Annotated in this window: 20 protein-coding genes; 7 read left to right on the plus strand and 13 right to left on the minus strand. The window is 66.0% G+C overall.

Annotated features, from left to right (window positions below; genetic code table 11):
* The 4 genes from MA07_RS02255 to hemC form a co-directional block, all read right to left on the minus strand.
* The coding region (locus tag MA07_RS02255; RefSeq protein ID WP_052002756.1) for a heme biosynthesis HemY N-terminal domain-containing protein at positions 1-1,398 on the minus strand (1,398 nt) is incomplete at its 3' end.
* 15 nt (positions 1,399-1,413) lie between these two features.
* Positions 1,414-3,090: a hypothetical protein gene (locus MA07_RS02260; RefSeq protein WP_036346449.1), complete on the minus strand. Its 1,677-nt coding sequence runs from the start codon at positions 3,088-3,090 to the stop codon at positions 1,414-1,416.
* A 211-nt stretch (positions 3,091-3,301) separates the two neighbouring features.
* Positions 3,302-3,997, minus strand: a complete 696-nt coding sequence (locus tag MA07_RS02265; RefSeq protein ID WP_036346452.1) for a uroporphyrinogen-III synthase — start codon at positions 3,995-3,997, stop codon at positions 3,302-3,304.
* Positions 3,997-4,938, minus strand: coding sequence for a hydroxymethylbilane synthase (gene hemC, locus MA07_RS02270; protein ID WP_036346454.1), 942 nt, complete (start codon positions 4,936-4,938; stop codon positions 3,997-3,999). Before hemC ends, MA07_RS02265 begins: the two co-directional genes overlap by 1 nt.
* Positions 4,939-5,060: 122 nt before the next feature.
* Between hemC and tsaD the strand changes: the two genes are divergently transcribed.
* The 4 genes from tsaD to MA07_RS02295 all read left to right on the plus strand — a co-directional run bounded on the left by tsaD (position 5,061) and on the right by MA07_RS02295 (position 9,023).
* Complete coding sequence (gene tsaD / locus MA07_RS02275) at positions 5,061-6,116, plus strand: tRNA (adenosine(37)-N6)-threonylcarbamoyltransferase complex transferase subunit TsaD (RefSeq protein WP_036346457.1); 1,056 nt, start codon at positions 5,061-5,063, stop codon at positions 6,114-6,116.
* Positions 6,117-6,702: 586 nt separating this feature from the next.
* The gene (locus MA07_RS02285) at positions 6,703-7,686 is read left to right on the plus strand and encodes an NAD(P)H-dependent glycerol-3-phosphate dehydrogenase (RefSeq protein WP_036346462.1); all 984 of its coding nucleotides are present in this window, start codon (positions 6,703-6,705) and stop codon (positions 7,684-7,686) included.
* 91 nt (positions 7,687-7,777) lie between these two features.
* Positions 7,778-8,191, plus strand: coding sequence for an EVE domain-containing protein (locus tag MA07_RS02290; protein ID WP_036346465.1), 414 nt, complete (start codon positions 7,778-7,780; stop codon positions 8,189-8,191).
* A 58-nt stretch (positions 8,192-8,249) separates the two neighbouring features.
* Entirely contained in the window at positions 8,250-9,023 is a 774-nt protein-coding gene (locus MA07_RS02295; RefSeq protein ID WP_036346468.1) for a carbon-nitrogen hydrolase family protein, read from the plus strand.
* A gap of 45 nt (positions 9,024-9,068) precedes the next feature.
* Here the strand turns inward: MA07_RS02295 and MA07_RS02300 are convergent, their stop codons facing one another.
* Both MA07_RS02300 and MA07_RS02305 read right to left on the minus strand, forming a co-directional pair.
* A complete protein-coding gene (locus MA07_RS02300; protein ID WP_036346471.1) occupies positions 9,069-9,314 on the minus strand; it encodes a hypothetical protein in 246 nt (81 codons plus the stop codon).
* A complete protein-coding gene (locus MA07_RS02305) occupies positions 9,311-10,057 on the minus strand; it encodes a Crp/Fnr family transcriptional regulator (protein WP_036346473.1) in 747 nt (248 codons plus the stop codon). Before MA07_RS02305 ends, MA07_RS02300 begins: the two co-directional genes overlap by 4 nt.
* Positions 10,058-10,391: 334 nt before the next feature.
* Between MA07_RS02305 and acs the strand changes: the two genes are divergently transcribed.
* Positions 10,392-12,350: an acetate--CoA ligase gene (acs, locus tag MA07_RS02310; protein ID WP_036346475.1), complete on the plus strand. Its 1,959-nt coding sequence runs from the start codon at positions 10,392-10,394 to the stop codon at positions 12,348-12,350.
* A gap of 340 nt (positions 12,351-12,690) precedes the next feature.
* Positions 12,691-13,182 (plus strand): L,D-transpeptidase, encoded by a 492-nt coding sequence (locus MA07_RS02315; RefSeq protein WP_036346477.1) that lies wholly within the window; start codon positions 12,691-12,693, stop codon positions 13,180-13,182.
* Positions 13,183-13,221: 39 nt separating this feature from the next.
* Here the strand turns inward: MA07_RS02315 and MA07_RS29405 are convergent, their stop codons facing one another.
* The gene (locus tag MA07_RS29405; protein ID WP_152568693.1) at positions 13,222-13,842 is read right to left on the minus strand and encodes a hypothetical protein; all 621 of its coding nucleotides are present in this window, start codon (positions 13,840-13,842) and stop codon (positions 13,222-13,224) included.
* Positions 13,839-15,137 carry a class I SAM-dependent methyltransferase gene (locus MA07_RS02320; protein ID WP_081928729.1) on the minus strand — a complete coding sequence of 433 codons (1,299 nt, stop codon included), beginning with the start codon at positions 15,135-15,137 and terminating at the stop codon, positions 13,839-13,841. Before MA07_RS02320 ends, MA07_RS29405 begins: the two co-directional genes overlap by 4 nt.
* Before the next feature lie 159 nt (positions 15,138-15,296).
* Between MA07_RS02320 and MA07_RS02325 the strand changes: the two genes are divergently transcribed.
* Complete coding sequence (locus MA07_RS02325; protein WP_036346479.1) at positions 15,297-15,680, plus strand: hypothetical protein; 384 nt, start codon at positions 15,297-15,299, stop codon at positions 15,678-15,680.
* A gap of 27 nt (positions 15,681-15,707) precedes the next feature.
* Here the strand turns inward: MA07_RS02325 and MA07_RS02330 are convergent, their stop codons facing one another.
* The 5 genes from MA07_RS02330 to MA07_RS02350 form a co-directional block, all read right to left on the minus strand.
* Positions 15,708-16,586, minus strand: a complete 879-nt coding sequence (locus MA07_RS02330) for a sigma-70 family RNA polymerase sigma factor (RefSeq protein WP_036346481.1) — start codon at positions 16,584-16,586, stop codon at positions 15,708-15,710.
* Entirely contained in the window at positions 16,573-17,034 is a 462-nt protein-coding gene (locus MA07_RS02335) for a carboxymuconolactone decarboxylase family protein (protein ID WP_036346723.1), read from the minus strand. Before MA07_RS02335 ends, MA07_RS02330 begins: the two co-directional genes overlap by 14 nt.
* Before the next feature lie 129 nt (positions 17,035-17,163).
* Positions 17,164-17,463: a CcdB family protein gene (locus MA07_RS02340; RefSeq protein ID WP_036346483.1), complete on the minus strand. Its 300-nt coding sequence runs from the start codon at positions 17,461-17,463 to the stop codon at positions 17,164-17,166.
* On the minus strand, positions 17,463-17,708 hold the full coding sequence (locus MA07_RS02345; RefSeq protein WP_052002757.1) for a type II toxin-antitoxin system CcdA family antitoxin: 246 nt from the start codon (positions 17,706-17,708) through the stop codon (positions 17,463-17,465). The genes MA07_RS02340 and MA07_RS02345 overlap by 1 nt, the downstream gene beginning before the upstream one ends.
* Before the next feature lie 74 nt (positions 17,709-17,782).
* Positions 17,783-18,013 (minus strand): DUF1674 domain-containing protein, encoded by a 231-nt coding sequence (locus MA07_RS02350; RefSeq protein WP_052002758.1) that lies wholly within the window; start codon positions 18,011-18,013, stop codon positions 17,783-17,785.
* Positions 18,014-18,016: the final 3 nt, after the last annotated feature.

Consider the following 18,016-nt stretch of genomic DNA (forward strand, 5'->3'; position numbering starts at 1 on the left):
CGGCTCAGGAGCCGACACGGCTTCGGGCAAAGGGGCGGCCACAGGCGGCAACGGCTTCGGCTCGTCGTCGAGGTCCGCCGTCACGTCGTCGTGCAGGGTGAGTTCGGGGGCGACGAGCACATCCGGCGGCGCCTGCCAGACGAAGGCGTCGAGGCGGCCGGTGACGGGCGAGATCGGCAGCCAGTGATCGGACACGACCCCGTCGGCGATCCAGGCCGGATCCCGCGGCGCGCGGGTGGCGCGGGCGAGCCATTCGCGGCCCCGGCCCGTAGAGCCATGCTCCGCCTGCTCTAGATCGGACATGAGGAGGCAGACCCGCATGCTCGGCCGCTCCTGCAGCAGCGGCTCCAGGGCGTCGCGGGCGCGGGCGAACTCGCGTGCCTCAAGCGCCGCGCGGGCTACCGCAAGCCGCCCTTCCGGCGCACCGCCGGAGAGCTTCATGAGGGTCTCGGCCCGCTTCAAGCGGTCGAGGCCGGAATCGCCCTGGCGCAGGTTGAGATAGACATCCGCCAAGTCCGGATGGGGCAGGCTGCGCCAGGCTGCTTCCACCACCTTAGCCGCTTTACGCAGATCGCCCTTGCGCGACAGGAGGCGCCCGGCCAGCGCCGCCGCCGGCACGAGATCGGATGCGAGCTTCACCGCATCCTGGGCGCTTCTGAGGGCGCCGTCGGGATCGTGATCCACTCGCTCCAGGGCGTCGGCGGTGAGCAGGACGGCTCGATGGCGCTTGGCCGTGGCCTTGTTCAGGAGGCCGAGGGACGCGCGCCGCTCGACCGCCTCCAGGGCTCCGCGCCAGTCGTGATCGGCACAGCGCGCTTCGAGAACCGCATCGCTCGCCCAGGCGGCGGCAGGTGCGAGGCGCACCGCCTCGGAGGCATATTGCTGGGCGGAACCCACATCGCCCCGGCGCCGGGCCTCGACGAACAAACCGCGCAAGCCGAGCACACGGGTCTCGTCCTCCTCCATCATCTGGCTGAAGGCGGCCTCGGCCGCCTCGCGGTTGCCGGAGACCTGGGCCGCCTGCGCCTTGAGCAGCAGCGTCAGGGGCTCGCGCCCGAGCAGACGCTCCGCCTCGTTGGCATAGCGGCGGGCCGCGATGGTGTCGCCCGCGCCCACGGCCACCATGCCGCGGGAGATGGCCTGATAGCCCCGGGAACGGCGACGGGCCCGGGACGCGAAAGTCAGGCGGGAGGGCAGATGCAGGATGCCGGAGACCAGGGACCAGAGCAGCGCCAGGAACAGCGCAAGGCCCGCCAGGGCGATGGCGGCAACCGCCACCGACATCTGGATCTCGTAGCCCGCAAAGGTGATCAGAACCGTGCCAGGACGGTCGGCCAGCCAGACCGCGCCAAAGGCCGCGACACAGAGAAGACCGATGAAGACGAGAGCGCGCCACATGCTGGGCTGATCCTTTTATTGCGTCGTACGGTTGAGTGTGGCGAGGGCATCGGAGCTGATGGCCTGAGCTGCCCGATGCGCTTCAGCGACAGCTTTGACCTGACGACCCCATTCCTCCGATGCCCGTCGTGCCGGCTCCGGCAGGGCATCCCAGGTGGCGGCGGCCTCCACCACGTCACCGCGCTCCAGGGCCTGCCTGATGCGCGTGACAAGAGCAGGAACGCCGCTGCCGCCGGGTTCGTTCACGGGCCGGACCGTCACCACTTTGTCGGCCATGCGCAGGATGCGGTCGGTCCAGCCTTCGGCCGGGCCGTGGCTCTCACGCAGGATCGCCGTCTCCACGGGCTCGAAGCTCTGGGCCAGCTCAGCCGGGGTCGGGGCGCCCTCCTGGGCGAATGGCTCAAGGGGCGCCACCCGGGCAGGCTCGGTGCCGGCTTTTCTCACACCGTCGAGCACCTCCGGGTAGGGCGTGCCGCTCTGCAGGGCATCGTTCAGGCGCCCGGCCAGCACCACGCGGGTGCCGGTCTGGCTCGCCGTGGTGACGTTCCTGGTGTTCTCTTCCGCCTGCTGGGACACGGCGGCAAGGCGCTGGTCCTGCTCGCCGAGGCGACGGTCCGTGTCGGCGAACCGCCGGTTGCTCTCCGCCAGCTGGCGGTCGAGATCGGAGAGGCGCCGGTCGGTCTCCTGGAAACGCTGCTCCCGCTCGCTGACGCGGCGATCGAGGTCTGCTAGGCGGCGGTCGAGCTCCTGGGTGACGTTCGTTGCATTCGTGGCGTTCTGCGCATTTGCCCGCACCTGCTCGTCGAGCGCGCCGAGGCGGCTGGAGAGATCGGCCAGCGCCGCCTCGGTCTGGGGAGAGGCCTGAGGCTGAGCCGCTTCCGGCGCGGGACGGTTCAGCGCCTCCTGCGCCTGGGACGCCGCCTGCTGGGCGGTATCCTGGATCGCCTGGAGCCGCTGGTCGAGCTCGCCCCTCGTGGTTTCAAGCGCCTGAATGCGTCCTTCCAGCGCCCCGGTGTCGCCCTGCGGCTGGCCTCCGGGTGCCGCCGGCTGCTGCCGCAACGCATTCACGCGCTGCTCGAGCTGGGCGATGCGCGGATCGTTCTGGGCGGGAGCTGGATCCTGCCAGGCCTGCAATCCGTAGACGAGACCGGCGCCGACGAGGCCGCCGAGGAGGCCCGATCCGATCAGCGCCCCGGCGGAGCTGCGCCGCTCGGGAGCGGGCGGCGGAGGCACGGCGTCCGCGCCCATCTCCGATGTGGAAGGATCCTGGTAGGAGGTGCCGCTTGAACTGGTATCCTGCCCGGCCATCTGCTCGAGGGAGGCCTCCGAGGGGAGCGTATCGGTGCCCGAGCCTGAATCGAGACTGGCCTCCGGGGAGGCGACCACATCCTCGGCCGGGGGTTCGCTGCCGCTGGCGATGGTCTCGTCTGCTTGCGTGCCCGACAGGGTGTCTGCCGCGCCGGTCTCCGCCACCAGTGTCTCCTCACCGACAGTACCCTGCCCAAGGGTGTCCTGCCCAATGGTGTCCTGACCAAGCGTGTCCTGGCCGACAGTCTCCTGGGCGGCAGCCTCGGGACTGGCCTGGACCGTGCCGTCGTCGATCACCGTCGCCTTCAGGTCGATGGTCGCCGGCTCGCGCGAGGGCTTCTTGCGGGAGGATTTCGAGCGTCGGGGGTCAGATGAATCGGTCACGGGTCTCTCTTGCAGGGTCGCCAGGAAAAGATTTCTCTGGGGCGAGGTCTTCAAAAGGGCATTGTGATAGGCAATTGAGGCAAGCTTGGGCGCTCAGGTTTCGTTCCCTCAAGAGCCGGTGATTGTCCAAGAACGGCAGACCCATGGGACCATGATCCTCTCCTTATGACAAAGATCCCCTGGGGGATCGTAGCCGAAGTCACGGCCAAGGTCATGAGACCCGGTCGAGAAGCCCGAGCAGCGCCTCTTCCGACGGATCTCCCGCCACGAGGGTCGTGGCGCCTGCCGATGCCAGGGGCGCGGCCACGTCGGCCGACAGGCAGAGATGGGGAATCCCCAAGAGGCTCGATGCCAGACCTGCCTCCCCTGCCAGCCGGATCACGAGATCCGCGCTCCTCCGGGAATAATGGAGCGCGGCGCCGATTTGGCCAGAGCGCAGGGCCTCGACGGCAGCGTCCGGCAGCGTACCGACGGCCTGTGCCTCGTAAGCCTCCCATTGCAGGATCGTGAAGCCGGAAGCCCGCAAGGAGGCTGCCGGCTCCTCCTTGTGATGGCGCGCCGTCACGTGCAGCAGGGTCAGGCCGGGGGCCAGCGTGGCGCGAATCAACCGCACCAGGGAGACCGCATCGCCCTCCGCCACGGTAACGCCGGCAAAGCCTGCCGTGCGCACCGCCTGGGCGGTGCGCTCGCCTACGGCAAACACCGGCTTCGTCCGATCCAGCGAGGCGAGAGCTTCCTCCGCATGGGCGCTGGTGACGATCAGGGCCTCGTAAGGCCCCGACGGCATCGGATCGCCCGTCGGCACGATTCGGGTCACGGGCGCGAGGCACGCCTCACGCCCGACGCCTGCGAGCTTCTCGGCCGTGCGCGCCGCATCCTCCGGGGAGCGGGTGACGAGAACCCGCATCAGGCTTTGAGGAAATCCGGCGGCATGCGCGCGCGCAGCTCGCTGCCGGCATCGCGCCCGAGGGCCACCGCGTCGCCCAGTGAGCCGCGGCGGACAGCCTCCAGGCTCTCCGACCCGTCGGGGCGCAGCACCAGGCCGCGGAATTCAAGCTCGCCCCCGACCAGCCGCGCATGCCCGGCAATCGGCGTGCGGCAGGAGCCGTCGAGGATGGTGAGAAAGGCCCTCTCGGCCGCGAGCGCATGGCCGGTCGGTGCGTCGAGGATGGGTTGGAGCGCCTCGCGCACCCGCTCGTCCTCGGCCCGGATCGCGATCGCGATGGCCCCCTGCCCGACCGCGGGCAGGAAGTCGTCCGTCTCCAGCATCGTGGTCACGTGGTCGGTGAGGCCGAGGCGGCGCAGGCCCGCCATGGCCAGCAGCGTGGCATCGACCTCGCCCCGTTCGAGCTTGGCGAGCCGCGTCTGCACGTTGCCGCGAAGCAACGTGACCTGGAGGTCCGGCCGCAGGCGGCGAACTTGAGCCTGACGCCGCAGCGAGGCGGAGCCCACCACCGCGCCCTGCGGCAGATCACTGATGCTCTTGAAGCGATGGCTGATGAAGGCGTCGCGAACGTCCTCGCGGGGCAGGAAGCCCGCGATCACGATGCCCTCCGGCAGGGTCGTCGGCAGGTCCTTGGCGGAATGGACCGCGAGGTCGATGGAGCCTTCGAGCAGCGCGATGTCGAGCTCCTTGGTGAAGAGCCCCTTGCCGCCGGCTTCCGACAGGGGCCGGTCCTGAATGGCGTCGCCCGTGGTCTTGATGATCGACAGGGGCAGGTGCTCCACGGTCCAGCCGTCCCCGGTCGAACCATGGGCGGCGACCAGCCGGTGCTGCGTCTCGTGGGCCTGAGCCAGCGCCAGCGGGCTGCCTCGCGTACCGATGACCAGGGTGGGTGAAGAGGCCATTCCTGCCGTGAACTCCTGTCTTGAACGATCTGCGTTTGATCTTGTGCGGCGCGGCGGACTATAGGGGGAGGAGCGCCGGGCCGAAACCCCGGACAACACCTTAAATCGAGCAGCCACCGACCATGCGCATTCTAGGCATCGAGACCACCTGCGACGAGACCGCGGCCGCCGTGGTCGGCGTCGGCTTCGACGGACGGGGCGAGATCCTGTCCAACGAGGTGCTGAGCCAGATCGCCGAGCACGCCCGCTATGGCGGCGTGGTGCCGGAGATCGCCGCACGCGCCCATGTGGAGGTGATCGACCGGCTCGTGGCCCGCGCCCTGAAGAACGCGAACTGCTCCGTGAAGGACATCGACGGCATCGCGGTGGCGGCCGGCCCCGGTCTCATCGGCGGCGTGCTGGTGGGGCTGACCACGGCCAAAGCCATCGCGCTTGTGACCCGCAAACCCCTGATGGCGGTGAACCATCTCGAAGCCCACGCGCTCACCGCGCGGCTCACCGACGGCATCGGCTTCCCGTACCTGCTGCTCCTCGCCTCCGGCGGCCACACGCAGCTCGTGGCGGTGCGCGGCGTCGGCGATTACGTGCGCATCGGCACCACCATCGACGACGCCATCGGCGAGGCCTTCGACAAGGTCGCCAAGATGCTGGGCTTAAGCTATCCCGGCGGCCCGCATGTGGAGAGCGAGGCGGCCAAGGGGAACCCGGAGCGCTTCGCCTTCCCGCGCCCGATGCAGGGCCGGAAGGAGCCGAACTTTTCGCTGTCGGGCCTCAAGACCGCTGTCAGGATCGAGGCGGAGAAGATCGCGCCGCTCACCGCCAGCGACATCTCCGATCTGTGCGCCAGCTTCCAGGCCGCCATCGTGGACGTGGTGGTGGACCGCACCCGCGTGGGGCTGCGCGCCTTCCGCGAGATCGCCGGCCATCCGACCGCCCTCGTGGTGGCGGGCGGCGTCGCGGCCAACCAGGGCATGCGCCAGGGGCTGCAGCGGCTCGCGGTCGAAGCCGGCCTCAAGCTCGTGGCGCCGCCGCTGCATCTGTGCGGCGACAACGGCGCGATGATCGCCTGGGCCGGTCTGGAGCGCATGCGCCTCGGCCTCATCGACGACATCGGCGCCCCTGCCCGCGCCCGCTGGCCCCTCGACACCAGCCGCGACGAGGCGGGAGCGAAGGCGTGATGCTGCCCTGCCCTGAAGAGATTCGCACGGAGCGGCTGATTCTGCGCCAGTGGCGTGAGGAGGATTTCGCGCATCATGCAGCACTTCATTCCAATCTGGAGGTCAGGCGCTTCTTTCCCCGTGCTATGACCCCTGAGGAGGGTCTGGCGGACGCACGGCTACATGCCGAAAACTTCCAACGCCATGGATTCGATCAGTGGGTGATCGAGCTTCCGGGTGAGGCAGCCTTCGTTGGAGTTGCAGGCATTAGGCGAATTCAGCGCGATATGCCGTTCCGACCATTGGTCGATGTCGGGTGGCACTTCCTACCGGGTTACTGGGGCAGGGGTTACGCAACAGAAGCGGCTTGCGCAGCCCTTCACGACGTATTTGCAAGGACCGATCTTCAGGAGATCGTAGCCTACACTGCTCGCCTGAACGAGCCTTCGCAGAAGGTGATGCAAAGACTCGGGATGACTCACAATCCGGCCGAGAACTTCCCTCGCGCCGAGCTTCCGGACGGCCATCCGCTTCAGACGAACGTCCTCTACCGACTGACCCGGCAAGCTTTTCTGACACGCTTTCCAGTCCGATCCCGAGGTTCCTCATGAGAACCATCGGCATCGCCGGAGCCGGAGCCTGGGGGACGGCGCTCGCCAATGCGGCGGCGGCTGCCGGCAACGACGTGGTGCTCTGGATGCGCTCGGCCGAGCAGGCTCGATCCCTGGCGGCGACGCGCGCCAACGAGCGCTGCCTGCCGGGCGTGACGCTGCACGAGCGCATCCGCCCGACCGCCGAACTCGCTGATCTGGCTTCGGCCCGGGCGGTTCTTCTCGTCACGCCTGCGCAGACGACGCGGGAAATGAGCACGGCCCTTGCTTCCGTTCTGCCCGTGGCAGTGCCGCTGGTGCTCTGCGCCAAGGGCATCGAGCGCGGCAGCGGGGCTTTCCTGTGCGACGTGGTCGAGGAGATGCGCCCCGGTGCGCCCGTGGCCGTGCTGTCGGGGCCCAGCTTCGCCCATGACGTGGCCCGCGGCCTGCCCACCGCCGTGACGCTGGCCTGCCGCGATGCGGCTCTGGCCGAAGCGATGGCCAATGCCCTCTCCGGCCCGACCTTGCGCGTCTATCATCGCGGCGACGTGCGCGGCGTCGAGATCGGCGGCGCGGCCAAGAACGTGCTGGCGATTGCCTGCGGGGCCGTGGCGGGCAAGGGCTTGGGCGAGAGCGCCAAGGCGGCGCTGATCGCCCGCGGCTTCGCCGAACTCCTGCGGTTTGCCAGTGCCTATGGGGCTAAGCCCGAGACCCTCATGGGGCTCTCGGGCCTCGGCGATCTGGTGCTCACCTGCTCGACCTCGCAATCGCGCAACTTCGCCTTCGGCCAGCGCCTCGGCCAAGGCATGAGCGTTGCAGATGCTTCCGGCGGCAAGCTGGTGGAGGGCGCCGCGACCGCGAGCGCCCTCGTGGCGCTGGCGCGAGCAAAAAACGTCGACATGCCGATTGCCGAAGCCGTCGAGCAGGTCCTGTCCGGCGCATGGACTCTCGATCAGGCCGTCGATGCGCTGATGAACCGTCCCATCAAGTCCGAGCATTGAAGCATGATCCGGAACCAGCGGTCCGCGCGAGCGAAAAGTGGATACCGGTTTTCCGATAAGATCATGCGTCATCCCTAAAGAGTAAGCGTCCATGGCCCACTGGCTCTACAAGTCCGAACCCTCCGTCTGGTCCTGGGATCAGCAAGCTGCGGAAGGCGCGAAAGGCACCCACTGGAACGGCGTGCGCAACCATGTGGCCAAGCAGAACCTGATGGCCATGAAAAAGGGCGAGCAGGGCTTCTTCTACCACTCGAACGAGGGCAAGGCCGTGGTGGGCATCGTCGAGGTGATCCGGGAATACTACCCCGACCATACGGACGAGACAGGCAAGTTCGGCATGGTGGACATCAAGGCCGTGAAGCCGTTCCCGAAGCCCGTGACCCTCGACGATATCAAGAAGCAGCCCGGCCTCGAAAAGATGATTCTCATCAACAATTCCCGCCTGTCGGTGCAGCCGGTGACGGACGAGGAATGGGCGATCGTGTGCCGGATGGGCGGGCTGTAGAAGATTACCGCAGGCCGTGCCGAACCTGCCGCATTGTGAAGAAGGGGCTTAAGACACCATGAAGGTCACCGTCTGCCAGATCGACTGCCGCCCGGATCACCTGGATTCCGCCCTGGAGGGCCTCGCCGCGCACATGGCCAGGGAAGGGTCGGATTTCCTGCTGGTGCCGGAGATGAGCTTCGGCGAGTGGCTGGCGGCCGACCCCGAGCCGGATGCAGGCCAGTGGCGGAAGGCGGTGGCGGCCCATGAGGCGCGCATCGCCCGCATGTCCGCGTTCAACGCCAGGGCCGTCATGGGCACCCGGCCCATCGTCATGCCGCACGGCAGCCGGCGCAACGAGGCCTATCTCTGGACGGAGGAGACGGGCGCTGTGCCCGTGCATCAGAAATACTACCTGCCCGACGAAGAGAGCTATTACGAGCATACCTGGTACGAGCGCGGTCCGGGCACCTTCGACATCGCCCGGGCGCTGGGCATGCGGATCGGCGTGCAGATCTGCACCGAGATGTGGTTCTTCGAATGGGCGCGCCATTACGCGGCAAGCCGCGCCGATCTCCTGTGCGTTCCGCGGGCGACGCCGCACGGATCCACCCGCAAGTGGCTGGCCGGCGGCCAGACGGCGGCGGTCTGCTCGGGCGCCTATTGCCTGTCGTCCAACCTCTGGGCGCCGCCCGGCTACAAGGCCAATTGCGGCGGGCTCGGCTGGGTGGTGGACCCGGAGGGCAATGTCCTGGCCGAGACCACGCCGGAGGCGCCCTACGCGACTGTCGAGATCGACCTCGCCTTCGCGCGCGCCAGCAAGACGACCTACCCGCGCTACGTGCCTGAATGAAGCCTGGGGCCTGCGGAAGGCCCCTCATGGCGCCGCCAGGCAGGATCAGACCCGAGGGCTGAGACGCCGGCTGATCCAGTCCTGGGCCGTATCCAGATCGGCAAAGGCCGGATGGCTCGTGCCGCTCAAGGGGCCGAAGCCCGCCTCCAGGAACCAGTGCCCTGGCGCGACCTCGTTCCGGTCCGAGAGATGGGTGAGGACGGCGACAAGTCTCTGCTCTCCGTCGAAAACGAGCACGCCCTCGTCTTCGAAACCGGTGGCGACTCGCACGGGCTGTAAGGTGAGGGTCACGCAACTGCCTGTAGGTCTTCCAAGTGAAGGTACATGGGGTTGAACTCCCCAACCTGTTTCAACTTCTCCCAATCGGGAATGTTCAACCGGGTGCCCTTCAGCTCGATCAGGCCATCCGTCCGCAATTGCTGGAGAACCCGGTTGACGTGAACCGTCGTGATTCCGAGCGCATCGCCAAGTTCGCTCTGGGTGATCGGCAGGTCGCAGGAGTGGTCCTGCACAAGACCGACAGCCGTCAGGCGCACCAGCATCTCGCACAGGAGATGGGCGAGCCGGTTGTAGGCTTCGCGCTGCCCGATGCTGGTCATCCACTCGCGGAAGATCGCTCCATCGACCAGGGTCCCGCGCCAGAAGGCGGCGGCGATGCGCGGATAGCGGGTGCAGATGTCGCGCAGAGCCTCGTGGGTGATGAACCCGACGCTGCACCGGCTGATGGTGCCGACGCTGTTGTCGAGAATCTTCAGGTGCAGACTCTGGAGGTCGGGAACGTCGCCGGCGATGTTGAAGGCGACGATCTGGCGTTTGCCCTGGGCCGTGACCTTGTAGGTGCAGGTGAAGCCGCTCAGGATCAGACAGCACCGGGAGGGGCGGTCTCCCTCGCGCACGATGTCCTGGTTCTCCTCGATGACCGTGATCTGCATCGGCAGGTTTTCAAGCGCCTGCCGCTCGTCGGCCGTGAGCGTGAAGATACTCTCCAGCTTCCGGATGAGCGGATTGTAGTCGGGGCGAAAAGGTGAGTGCATGATGACGCTCCCTGATTGGCAGGCGGGAGCATGTCGTGTCTCTCAGCCGTCGGCGCCTGAAATCGGTTGCCAAGGGTGGAAAAACCGTCTCACGAAAGTTAATGTCTGTCACTGACTTATGTTTATTCAAGAATTATTGTGATCGAACGAAGAAGATACTGTGCCGGCCAGCGAACGGCTCCGTCCATCCGTCCCGGGATTCCCGCCCCGCTTGTGCACTGCACCCCAAAAGTAGCAAAGACCAAAGTCCGATCCCGGCCCCGCTTGCCCGACCCCTGGCTCTTTCCGTAAATCTAGCGCTAAATTCATCCCGCAAGCGTCTGGGAGAAGCGCCATGGAAGAGAAGATCTACGACGTGCCGTCCGAGTGGACCCACCGCGCCTATCTGGACGACGCGGGCTACCGGGCCAAGTACGAGGCGTCCATCAAGGACCCTGAATCCTTCTGGGCGGAGGAAGCCAAGCGCATCCACTGGTTCAAGGCCCCCACCCGGATCAAGAACACCAATTTCGGCCCCGACAACGTGGCGATCCGCTGGTTCGAGGACGGCGTCACCAACGTGGCCTATAACTGCGTCGACCGGCACCTCCACACCCGGGGCGACCAGGTCGCCATCATCTGGGAAGGCGACGACCCGTCGGACTCGAAAAAGATCACCTACCGCGAGCTCTCCGCGGAAGTGAACCGCATGGCCAACATCATGCGCAACCGCGGCGTCGCCAAGGGCGACCGCGTGACGATCTACATGCCCATGATCCCGGAAGCGGCCTATGCCATGCTGGCCTGCGCCCGCTTGGGCGCCATCCACTCCGTGGTGTTCGGCGGCTTCTCGCCCGACTCGCTCGCCAGCCGCATCCAGGACGCGAAATCCGCCTTCATCGTCACGGCCGACGAGGGCCTGCGCGGCGGCCGAAAGGTCCCGCTGAAGGTGAACGTGGATGCCGCTCTTGAGCGCGTCGGGGCGGGCGTGGTCGATCACGTGCTGGTAGTGCGCCGCACGGGCGGCGCCGTGAACATGCTGCCGGGCCGCGATGTCTATTACGACGAGGCGGCGGCCCAGGTGTCCGACGAGTGCCCCTACGAGGAGATGAACGCGGAGGATCCGCTGTTCATCCTCTACACCTCCGGCTCGACCGGTACGCCCAAGGGCGTGCTGCACACCACGGGCGGCTATCTGGTTCATGCGTCGATGACGCACCAATACGTGTTCGACTACCACGACGGGGACATCTACTGGTGCACCGCCGACGTGGGCTGGGTGACGGGCCACTCCTACATTCTCTACGGGCCGCTCGCCAACGGCGCCACCACGCTGATGTTCGAGGGCGTGCCCACCTATCCGTCGATCTCCCGCTTCTGGGAGGTGATCGACAAGCACCAGGTCAACATCTTCTACACCGCCCCCACCGCCATCCGCTCGCTCATGCAGGCGGGCGAGGAGCCGGTGAAGACAACCGCGCGCAAGTCGCTGCGCCTGCTCGGTTCCGTGGGCGAGCCGATCAACCCGGAAGCCTGGGAATGGTACCACCGGGTGGTGGGCGAGGGCCGCTGCCCCATCGTGGACACCTGGTGGCAGACGGAAACCGGCGGCATCCTGATCACGCCGCTGCCCGGCGCCACCAAGCTCAAGCCGGGATCGGCCACGCGACCCTTCTTTGGCGTGAAGCCGCAGGTGGTGGATGCGGAAGGCAACGTGCTGGAGGGCGCAGCGGAAGGCAATCTCGTGATCGCCGATTCCTGGCCCGGCCAGATGCGCACGGTCTATGGCGACCACGAGCGCTTCGTGCAGACCTACTTCTCCACCTATCCGGGCAAATACTTCACCGGTGACGGCTGCCGCCGCGATGCGGACGGATATTACTGGATCACCGGCCGCGTGGACGATGTGATCAACGTGTCCGGCCACCGCATGGGCACGGCGGAGGTGGAGTCCGCGCTGGTGGCTCATCCGAAGGTGTCGGAGGCCGCCGTCGTGGGCTACCCGCACGACATCAAGGGCCAGGGCATCTACGCCTACGTGACCCTGATGGCGGGCGAGGAGCCCTCGGAGGACCTGCGCAAGGAGCTGGTGGCCTGGGTACGCAAGGAAATCGGCCCCATCGCGTCGCCGGACCTGATCCAGTTCGCCCCGGGCCTGCCCAAGACCCGCTCGGGCAAGATCATGCGCCGCATCCTGCGCAAGATCGCCGAGGACGAGTTCGGCTCGCTCGGCGACACCTCGACGCTGGCCGACCCCGGCGTGGTCGACGATCTGATCACGAACAGGCAGAACAAGCGCACGCAGGCGGCTTGATCCATCAATGACGTCATCCCGGACGGCATCAGCCGATCCGGGATCGTTTTCCGAACCTCCTCGTCGTGGCCGGGCGTGTCCCGGCCATCCACGTCTTGAGAACCACAGCGTGGCAAAGACGTGGATCCCCGGAACAAGTCCGGGGATGACGAACAGGGTGTCATTCCCGGCCGGAGCGCAGCGGAGGGGAAGGGAATCCAATCATCCGCACCGCGCTATGGATCCCCTTCCCGGCCTACGGCCGCCGGGGATGACATCGGCGCCGCTTTCCGAACCACACGGAACCGTAGCCTTATCTTTCGCGTCTCACCTTCACTGTTTCCGCAGGAGGGTTCGAGCCATGCGCATCCTTGCCGCCATTGCGGCCATCGCCATCACGACCATGCCCGCATCTGCCCGCGAGGTCGTGCCGTTCCAGGCCGGCGTGTCGCCTGGCACCATCGTGATCAAGACGGCGGAGCGGCGGCTCTATTACGTGCGCGGCGACGGCACGGCCCTGCGCTACCGCGTGGCCGTGGGCAAGCCGGGCAAGCAATGGTTCGGCGAGGCGCGGATCGACGGCAAATATGTGCGCCCCGCCTGGTCGCCGCCCGCGGAGGTCAAGCGCGACAACCCGCGCCTGCCGGACGTGATCCCCGGCGGCGCCCCGAACAACCCCATGGGCGCGCGGGCGCTGACCCTCAACCTCGACGAATACGCCATCCACGGCACCAACCGCCCGAGCTCCATCGGCACCTACGCGTCCTACGGCTGCATCCGCATGCTCAACGAGGACATCGTGCATCTCTACGACCAGGTGGACGTGGGCACGCGGGTGGTGGTGGTGCCATAAGAGAGCAATGGGGCTCTGTAACTCAGCTTAAGCTGCAGTCTATCTGCCGCGCCTAGCCAATCGTTCACACCAGCACGAAAACGTCTCTGCCGGGTGGCGTTTTGGATCGCGCTGGTAGTCCAGATAATTACCAAGAATTTCGATTATACTTTCTATCTCAGCCCATACTTGGCGAGGCCTATCTGATGCTGAAAGAGGAACCAGCAGTCGACGTAGCCGCAGGAGCATGGTGTATGAACCCTCAGGATCATCGCCCAGGAAGCCGATGGGTAACTCGTGAACCTCGTATTGAATAGCCCTGAGCACATTCAGTGCGAGGCACCACCTTATATCTTGATCGTCCGGAGCCAATCGATGGGCTTCCCATAGATGGGGGATCGTACCTAACCATAGATGAGGCCGGAAATCGTTCGGATCACAATTAATCCATTCTTTGAGGAGAGGTTCGACGATCTTCACCTTCAGCGGATGTGCCAGGGATTCAATGTTCTCATTCTCTGAGAAGAGCCAGCAGACAAAATCTCTTCTTTCGTTAAATGACTCGGTCACGAGGAAATTAAGAAACCTATTGAGACGCTGAAATGCTTCGCGCCTCAATCCACGCTCCCGAAGGGACACGTATTCGTGGTAGTCATTCCAGTCGGGATTCGAAGACATCATCGATACAGATCCGCCCGGCTCGGCGGCAGGCCCGAGGGGCCGCGCGTGCGCTTGGAGGCGAGCGTCTGGTTCACGCCCACGGCCCCGCGCTCGAAGGCAAGCGAGCAGCCGGCGAGGTAGAGCAGCCACATGCGGGTCTTCTCCGGCCCGACGAGGGCTTCGGCCTCCGTCCGGCGGGCGTTGAGGTTCTCCCACCACAATCGCGTGGTGCGCTGGTAATGCTCGCGCCAAGCCTCCACGTCATGCACCTCGAAACCGTGGCGCTCCAGGTTGGAGACGGACATGCCGAGATGGTCAAGCTCGCCGCCTGGAAAGATGTAGCGGGTGAGCGCCTTGTACTCGGGCTTGAGTTTCTGAAACGCTCTGTCGCTGCGCTTGGCGCGCCGGGCGATGGTGTGGTGGAGATAGAGCCCGCGCGGGCGCAGCAGGCGATGCACGGCGCTGAAATAGGACAGGTGATTGGCAATCCCCACCTGCTCGAACATGCCGATGGAGGAGATCTTGTCGAACTCGCCTTCGACTTGCGTGAAATCCTTCACCAGCACCTCGACGCGATCCTGCAGACCTAGGCGAGCGATCTTCTCGCGTGCGAGCTTCGCCTGCTCCTCGGAGAGCGTCACGCCGGTGGCTTTCACGCCGTAATGCTGCGCGGCATGACAGATGAGCGCGCCCCAGCCGCAGCCGATGTCGAGCAGGCGCTCGTTGGGCTTGAGCCGCAGCTTGCGGCAGATCATGTCGAGCTTGTCCCGTTGCGCGCGGGCGAGGTCGTCGTGCCAGTCCGGCTGGAAGTACGCGCAGGTATAGACCATCTCCGGATCGAGAAAGAGCCGGTAGAAGTCGTTCGACACGTCGTAGTGATAGGCAACGTTCTTTCTGTTGGTCTGGGGCCTGCCGTCGCGCGCATCCGGGTTGTCCTTCACCCGATCGAGCGGACGCGGCATGTCGGCGGGCGCTCGCAGGAAGTGGTAGGCGGTTTTCAGCGCCTTGACCCTGCTCACCGCTTTCAGGCGTCGCCCGACTTTCTGCGGGCGCTGATCGGCCAGATCGAAGAGGGTGCCGTTTTTCAGATCGAGCAGCCCCGCCACATGGGCGTTGAGCAGGGTGTCGAGATTCGGACGGCGCACAAGGGCCGCGATCACGCTCTCGCGCCGGATCACGAGGCGCATGGCATAGGACGGCAGGTCCGCCGGGATTGTCGAGCCGTCCCACAGCTCGAAGCCGAACTGGAGATCGAGCGCCCGATGGGCGTCGGCCAGGAGATCGCGAAAAAGCTTCAGCCGTACCGCCCCGCCCATGCTGCCCTTCCTGCTTCGGGAGCAGCCTAAAACCGGCATTGCCGCTCCGCAACGTCACGACATCCATCGGGCGTGGATGGTTTTCCTCTCCAAACGGAGGGGGCGATTGCCTCCAGCGGGCGTTATGCTGGCGCGCATTCCCGAAGATGGTGAGGCCTCATGCGCGCTGCTCTCCTTTCGATCCTGATCCCGGCCGCGGTGGCGCTGGCCGGATGCCAGACCCCTTATGCCTCCGGACACGCGCAAGCGGATGCCCTGATGGCGGAACTTCAGGCGGAATCCACGGCAACGGGTGTGGCTGCAACGGCTATCTCGGTGGCCGGCGCCGCGGATCCGTCGGGAATGGGAGCGGGTGCCGCTCACGCGGTCAACAGGACCATGCTCAACGCCCATAACACGCAGGTCAACGCGCGCATCCAGAACCGGATCATGGCCCAGGAGATGGCCGTGGTGAAATGCGTCGAGGAGTCGAAAGCCATGTCCGGCAAGGCGGCCGAGGCCTATGCCGACGCCTGTGCAAGGCGAGCCCGAGGCATCCCATAGGCGCGCCGGAATTCTCTCAACCAGCGCTCAGTTCGCCAGATCCGCCAGGTGCCGGAGCTTTTCGGGATTGCGCACGATATAGACCCCGACGATGCGGCCGTCCTCGATGTCGAGGGCCGTGGTCTGCACGATGCCATCCTGTTCGAGGGTGACGAAACCCGGCAGGCCGTTGATCAATCCCCTGTAGAGAACCGGCGGCAACTGGCCTCCGCCCTTGCGCGCCACGCCCATGAACAGACCGGCGACCCTGCGGAGGCCGAACAGCGGATTGAGCGCCGCGTTCCGGATGCCGCCGCCATCCGTCTGGGCCACGACGTTCTCGGCCAGGAGATGGCGCAGAGCCGTGAGGTCGCCGCTGCGCGAGGCCATGAGGAAGGCATCGGTCATCCGCTCGCCCTCCTCCCGGTCGATGGCGTAGCGCGGTCTTTCCGCGCGCACGTTCCTGCGGGCTCGCGCGGCGAGTTGCCGGCAGGCGGCGGGATCCCGGTCGAGGGTCGCGGCGACATCGTCGAAGCCGAGACCGAACACGTCGTGCAGGAGAAAGGCCGCGCGCTCCAACGGAGACAGCCGCTCCAGCGCCAGCATCAGGGTCAGCGACAGGTCCTCGCTCACGTCGTCCTCACCGGCTGTCTCCAGAACCGGCTCGGGCAGCCAGGGGCCGATATAGGTCTCGCGCTTCACCCGGGCCGATTTCAGGATGTCGAGGCACAGGCGCGTGACGGTCTTGGACAGGAAGGCGCCCGGCTCGCGGATCATGGTGCGGTCCGTCTGGTGCCAGCGGATATAGGCCTCCTGCACCACATCCTCGGCCTCCGCGATGGAGCCGAGCATGCGGTAGGCGAGGCGGACCAGCCCCGGCCTGAGGGGCTGGAACCGGTCCGCAGCATTGCCGTCAGGCGGCAGCACGGCCAGACTCGACCGGGTGGACCGAGCGGAAGCCGATGGCCAGCCGGTTCCAGGCATTGATCGCGCCAATGAGCAGGGTCAGGTTGACCTGCTCGGCCGGCGTGAAGTGCCGGGTCAGCTCTGCGTAGTCTTCATCGGGCGCATGGGTCTCGGCCACGAGCGTCAGGGCCTCGGTCCAGGCGAGCGCCGCCCGCTCGCGGTCGCTGTAGAGGGGCGACTCCCGCCAGGCGCTCAGGAGATAGAGCCGCTCCTCGGTCTCGCCGTTGGCGCGGGCATCCTGGGTGTGCATGTGGATGCAATAGGCGCAGCCGTTGATCTGCGAGGCGCGGGTCTTCACCAGCTCGATCAGCGTAAGCTCCAGACCGCTGTTCTTCAGGGTCTTTTCCAGCTCGATCATCGGCTTCAGGGAGCCGGGGGCGACGTCGAAGGGAATCAACCGGGCTTTCATCGTCTTGGTCCTCATTGTCGTGTTGCTGACGATGCTAAGACGAGACGGGAGAGCCGGATGTGACATGAGACCCGAAAATTTTTTCGGCTTTCCGGATTGATGTCGAGCCGATGTCCCCCCACCACACAGTCAGAAGCCAAGGAACAGAAGATCGAGCGCCCGTTTGATTGCATCCTGATAGGAGGCGAGCGAACCCACAGGGCGCTGCAATTCACGGACCGGGATCGATGCCATGAGCGGAATCATGACCACGAGATCTCGTCCATCGATGCTCACCATCGGCGTCAGCTCGGTTATGACCTTCGTCTCGCTTTTCAAGAAAAGCGGCGCAACCATGCGGGTGGCGATGGGTTCCAGGATGTTGGATTGCAGATCGACCACGAGGCGGCCGGAGCGGCCGACACCGGCGTAAACGTTAAACTGGCTCATCAGAATTGCCGGAATTCATCCAGGGGCAATCCATTCCGTTCAATCATATCGTTGTAATCTTCGATGGCGTCTTTGTTATCTTCAAGCCAGCGGGCCCTCCGAGCCTCTGTCACCGAACGAGCTAACCCGCTTTCACAAGCCTGAGATACATTGATGTTGAGGGCTTTCGCCTCGGCGACTAGCTCGACCGGGAGCGTGACATTGGTGGGGCGTCGATCCCTCACAGCGCCAACGGGCTTGGACATTACAATACCTCCCGAACACATATGCGCATAGTATATGCGCATATGGCCTTGAGTAAACCCGCTCAGCGCTTGTCTCAAAAATCGCTCGCCAATCCCTTCACTTCCCAGTCCTCATACCGGACGGGCTCGAGACCGCCACGGCCCTGGAGCTCCTTCTCCTTGGCGATCTTGGCCGCGCGGGCGTCGATGTCGAGGCGACGCTGGGCCGCTTCCTCCAAGGCCCGCTGGGCCGCGGGCGACAGGGGCTTGCCTGAGGCTGCGCCTTCGATGGGGTGATCCGCAGGGATGTTGTCGTTCGTGCTCATGAG

Origin of the sequence: Microvirga sp. BSC39, assembly GCF_000739015.1 — a bacterium.
Taxonomy (GTDB): Bacteria; Pseudomonadota; Alphaproteobacteria; order Rhizobiales; family Beijerinckiaceae; genus Microvirga.

Bases quoted from the DNA above. Each gene is read 5' to 3' on its own strand.
- MA07_RS02265 (WP_036346452.1), bottom strand. From the start codon at position 3,997: ATGCGGGTTCTCGTCACCCGCTCCCCGGAGGATGCGGCGCGCACGGCC.
- hemC (WP_036346454.1), bottom strand. From the start codon at position 4,938: ATGGCCTCTTCACCCACCCTGGTCATCGGTACGCGAGGCAGCCCGCTG.
- tsaD (WP_036346457.1), top strand. From the start codon at position 5,061: ATGCGCATTCTAGGCATCGAGACCACCTGCGACGAGACCGCGGCCGCC.
- MA07_RS02285 (WP_036346462.1), top strand. From the start codon at position 6,703: ATGAGAACCATCGGCATCGCCGGAGCCGGAGCCTGGGGGACGGCGCTC.
- MA07_RS02290 (WP_036346465.1), top strand. From the start codon at position 7,778: ATGGCCCACTGGCTCTACAAGTCCGAACCCTCCGTCTGGTCCTGGGAT.
- MA07_RS02295 (WP_036346468.1), top strand. From the start codon at position 8,250: ATGAAGGTCACCGTCTGCCAGATCGACTGCCGCCCGGATCACCTGGAT.
- MA07_RS02305 (WP_036346473.1), bottom strand. From the start codon at position 10,057: ATGCACTCACCTTTTCGCCCCGACTACAATCCGCTCATCCGGAAGCTG.
- acs (WP_036346475.1), top strand. From the start codon at position 10,392: ATGGAAGAGAAGATCTACGACGTGCCGTCCGAGTGGACCCACCGCGCC.
- MA07_RS02315 (WP_036346477.1), top strand. From the start codon at position 12,691: ATGCGCATCCTTGCCGCCATTGCGGCCATCGCCATCACGACCATGCCC.
- MA07_RS29405 (WP_152568693.1), bottom strand. From the start codon at position 13,842: ATGATGTCTTCGAATCCCGACTGGAATGACTACCACGAATACGTGTCC.
- MA07_RS02320 (WP_081928729.1), bottom strand. From the start codon at position 15,137: ATGGGCGGGGCGGTACGGCTGAAGCTTTTTCGCGATCTCCTGGCCGAC.
- MA07_RS02325 (WP_036346479.1), top strand. From the start codon at position 15,297: ATGCGCGCTGCTCTCCTTTCGATCCTGATCCCGGCCGCGGTGGCGCTG.
- MA07_RS02335 (WP_036346723.1), bottom strand. From the start codon at position 17,034: ATGAAAGCCCGGTTGATTCCCTTCGACGTCGCCCCCGGCTCCCTGAAG.
- MA07_RS02340 (WP_036346483.1), bottom strand. From the start codon at position 17,463: ATGAGCCAGTTTAACGTTTACGCCGGTGTCGGCCGCTCCGGCCGCCTC.
- MA07_RS02345 (WP_052002757.1), bottom strand. From the start codon at position 17,708: ATGTCCAAGCCCGTTGGCGCTGTGAGGGATCGACGCCCCACCAATGTC.
- MA07_RS02350 (WP_052002758.1), bottom strand. From the start codon at position 18,013: ATGAGCACGAACGACAACATCCCTGCGGATCACCCCATCGAAGGCGCA.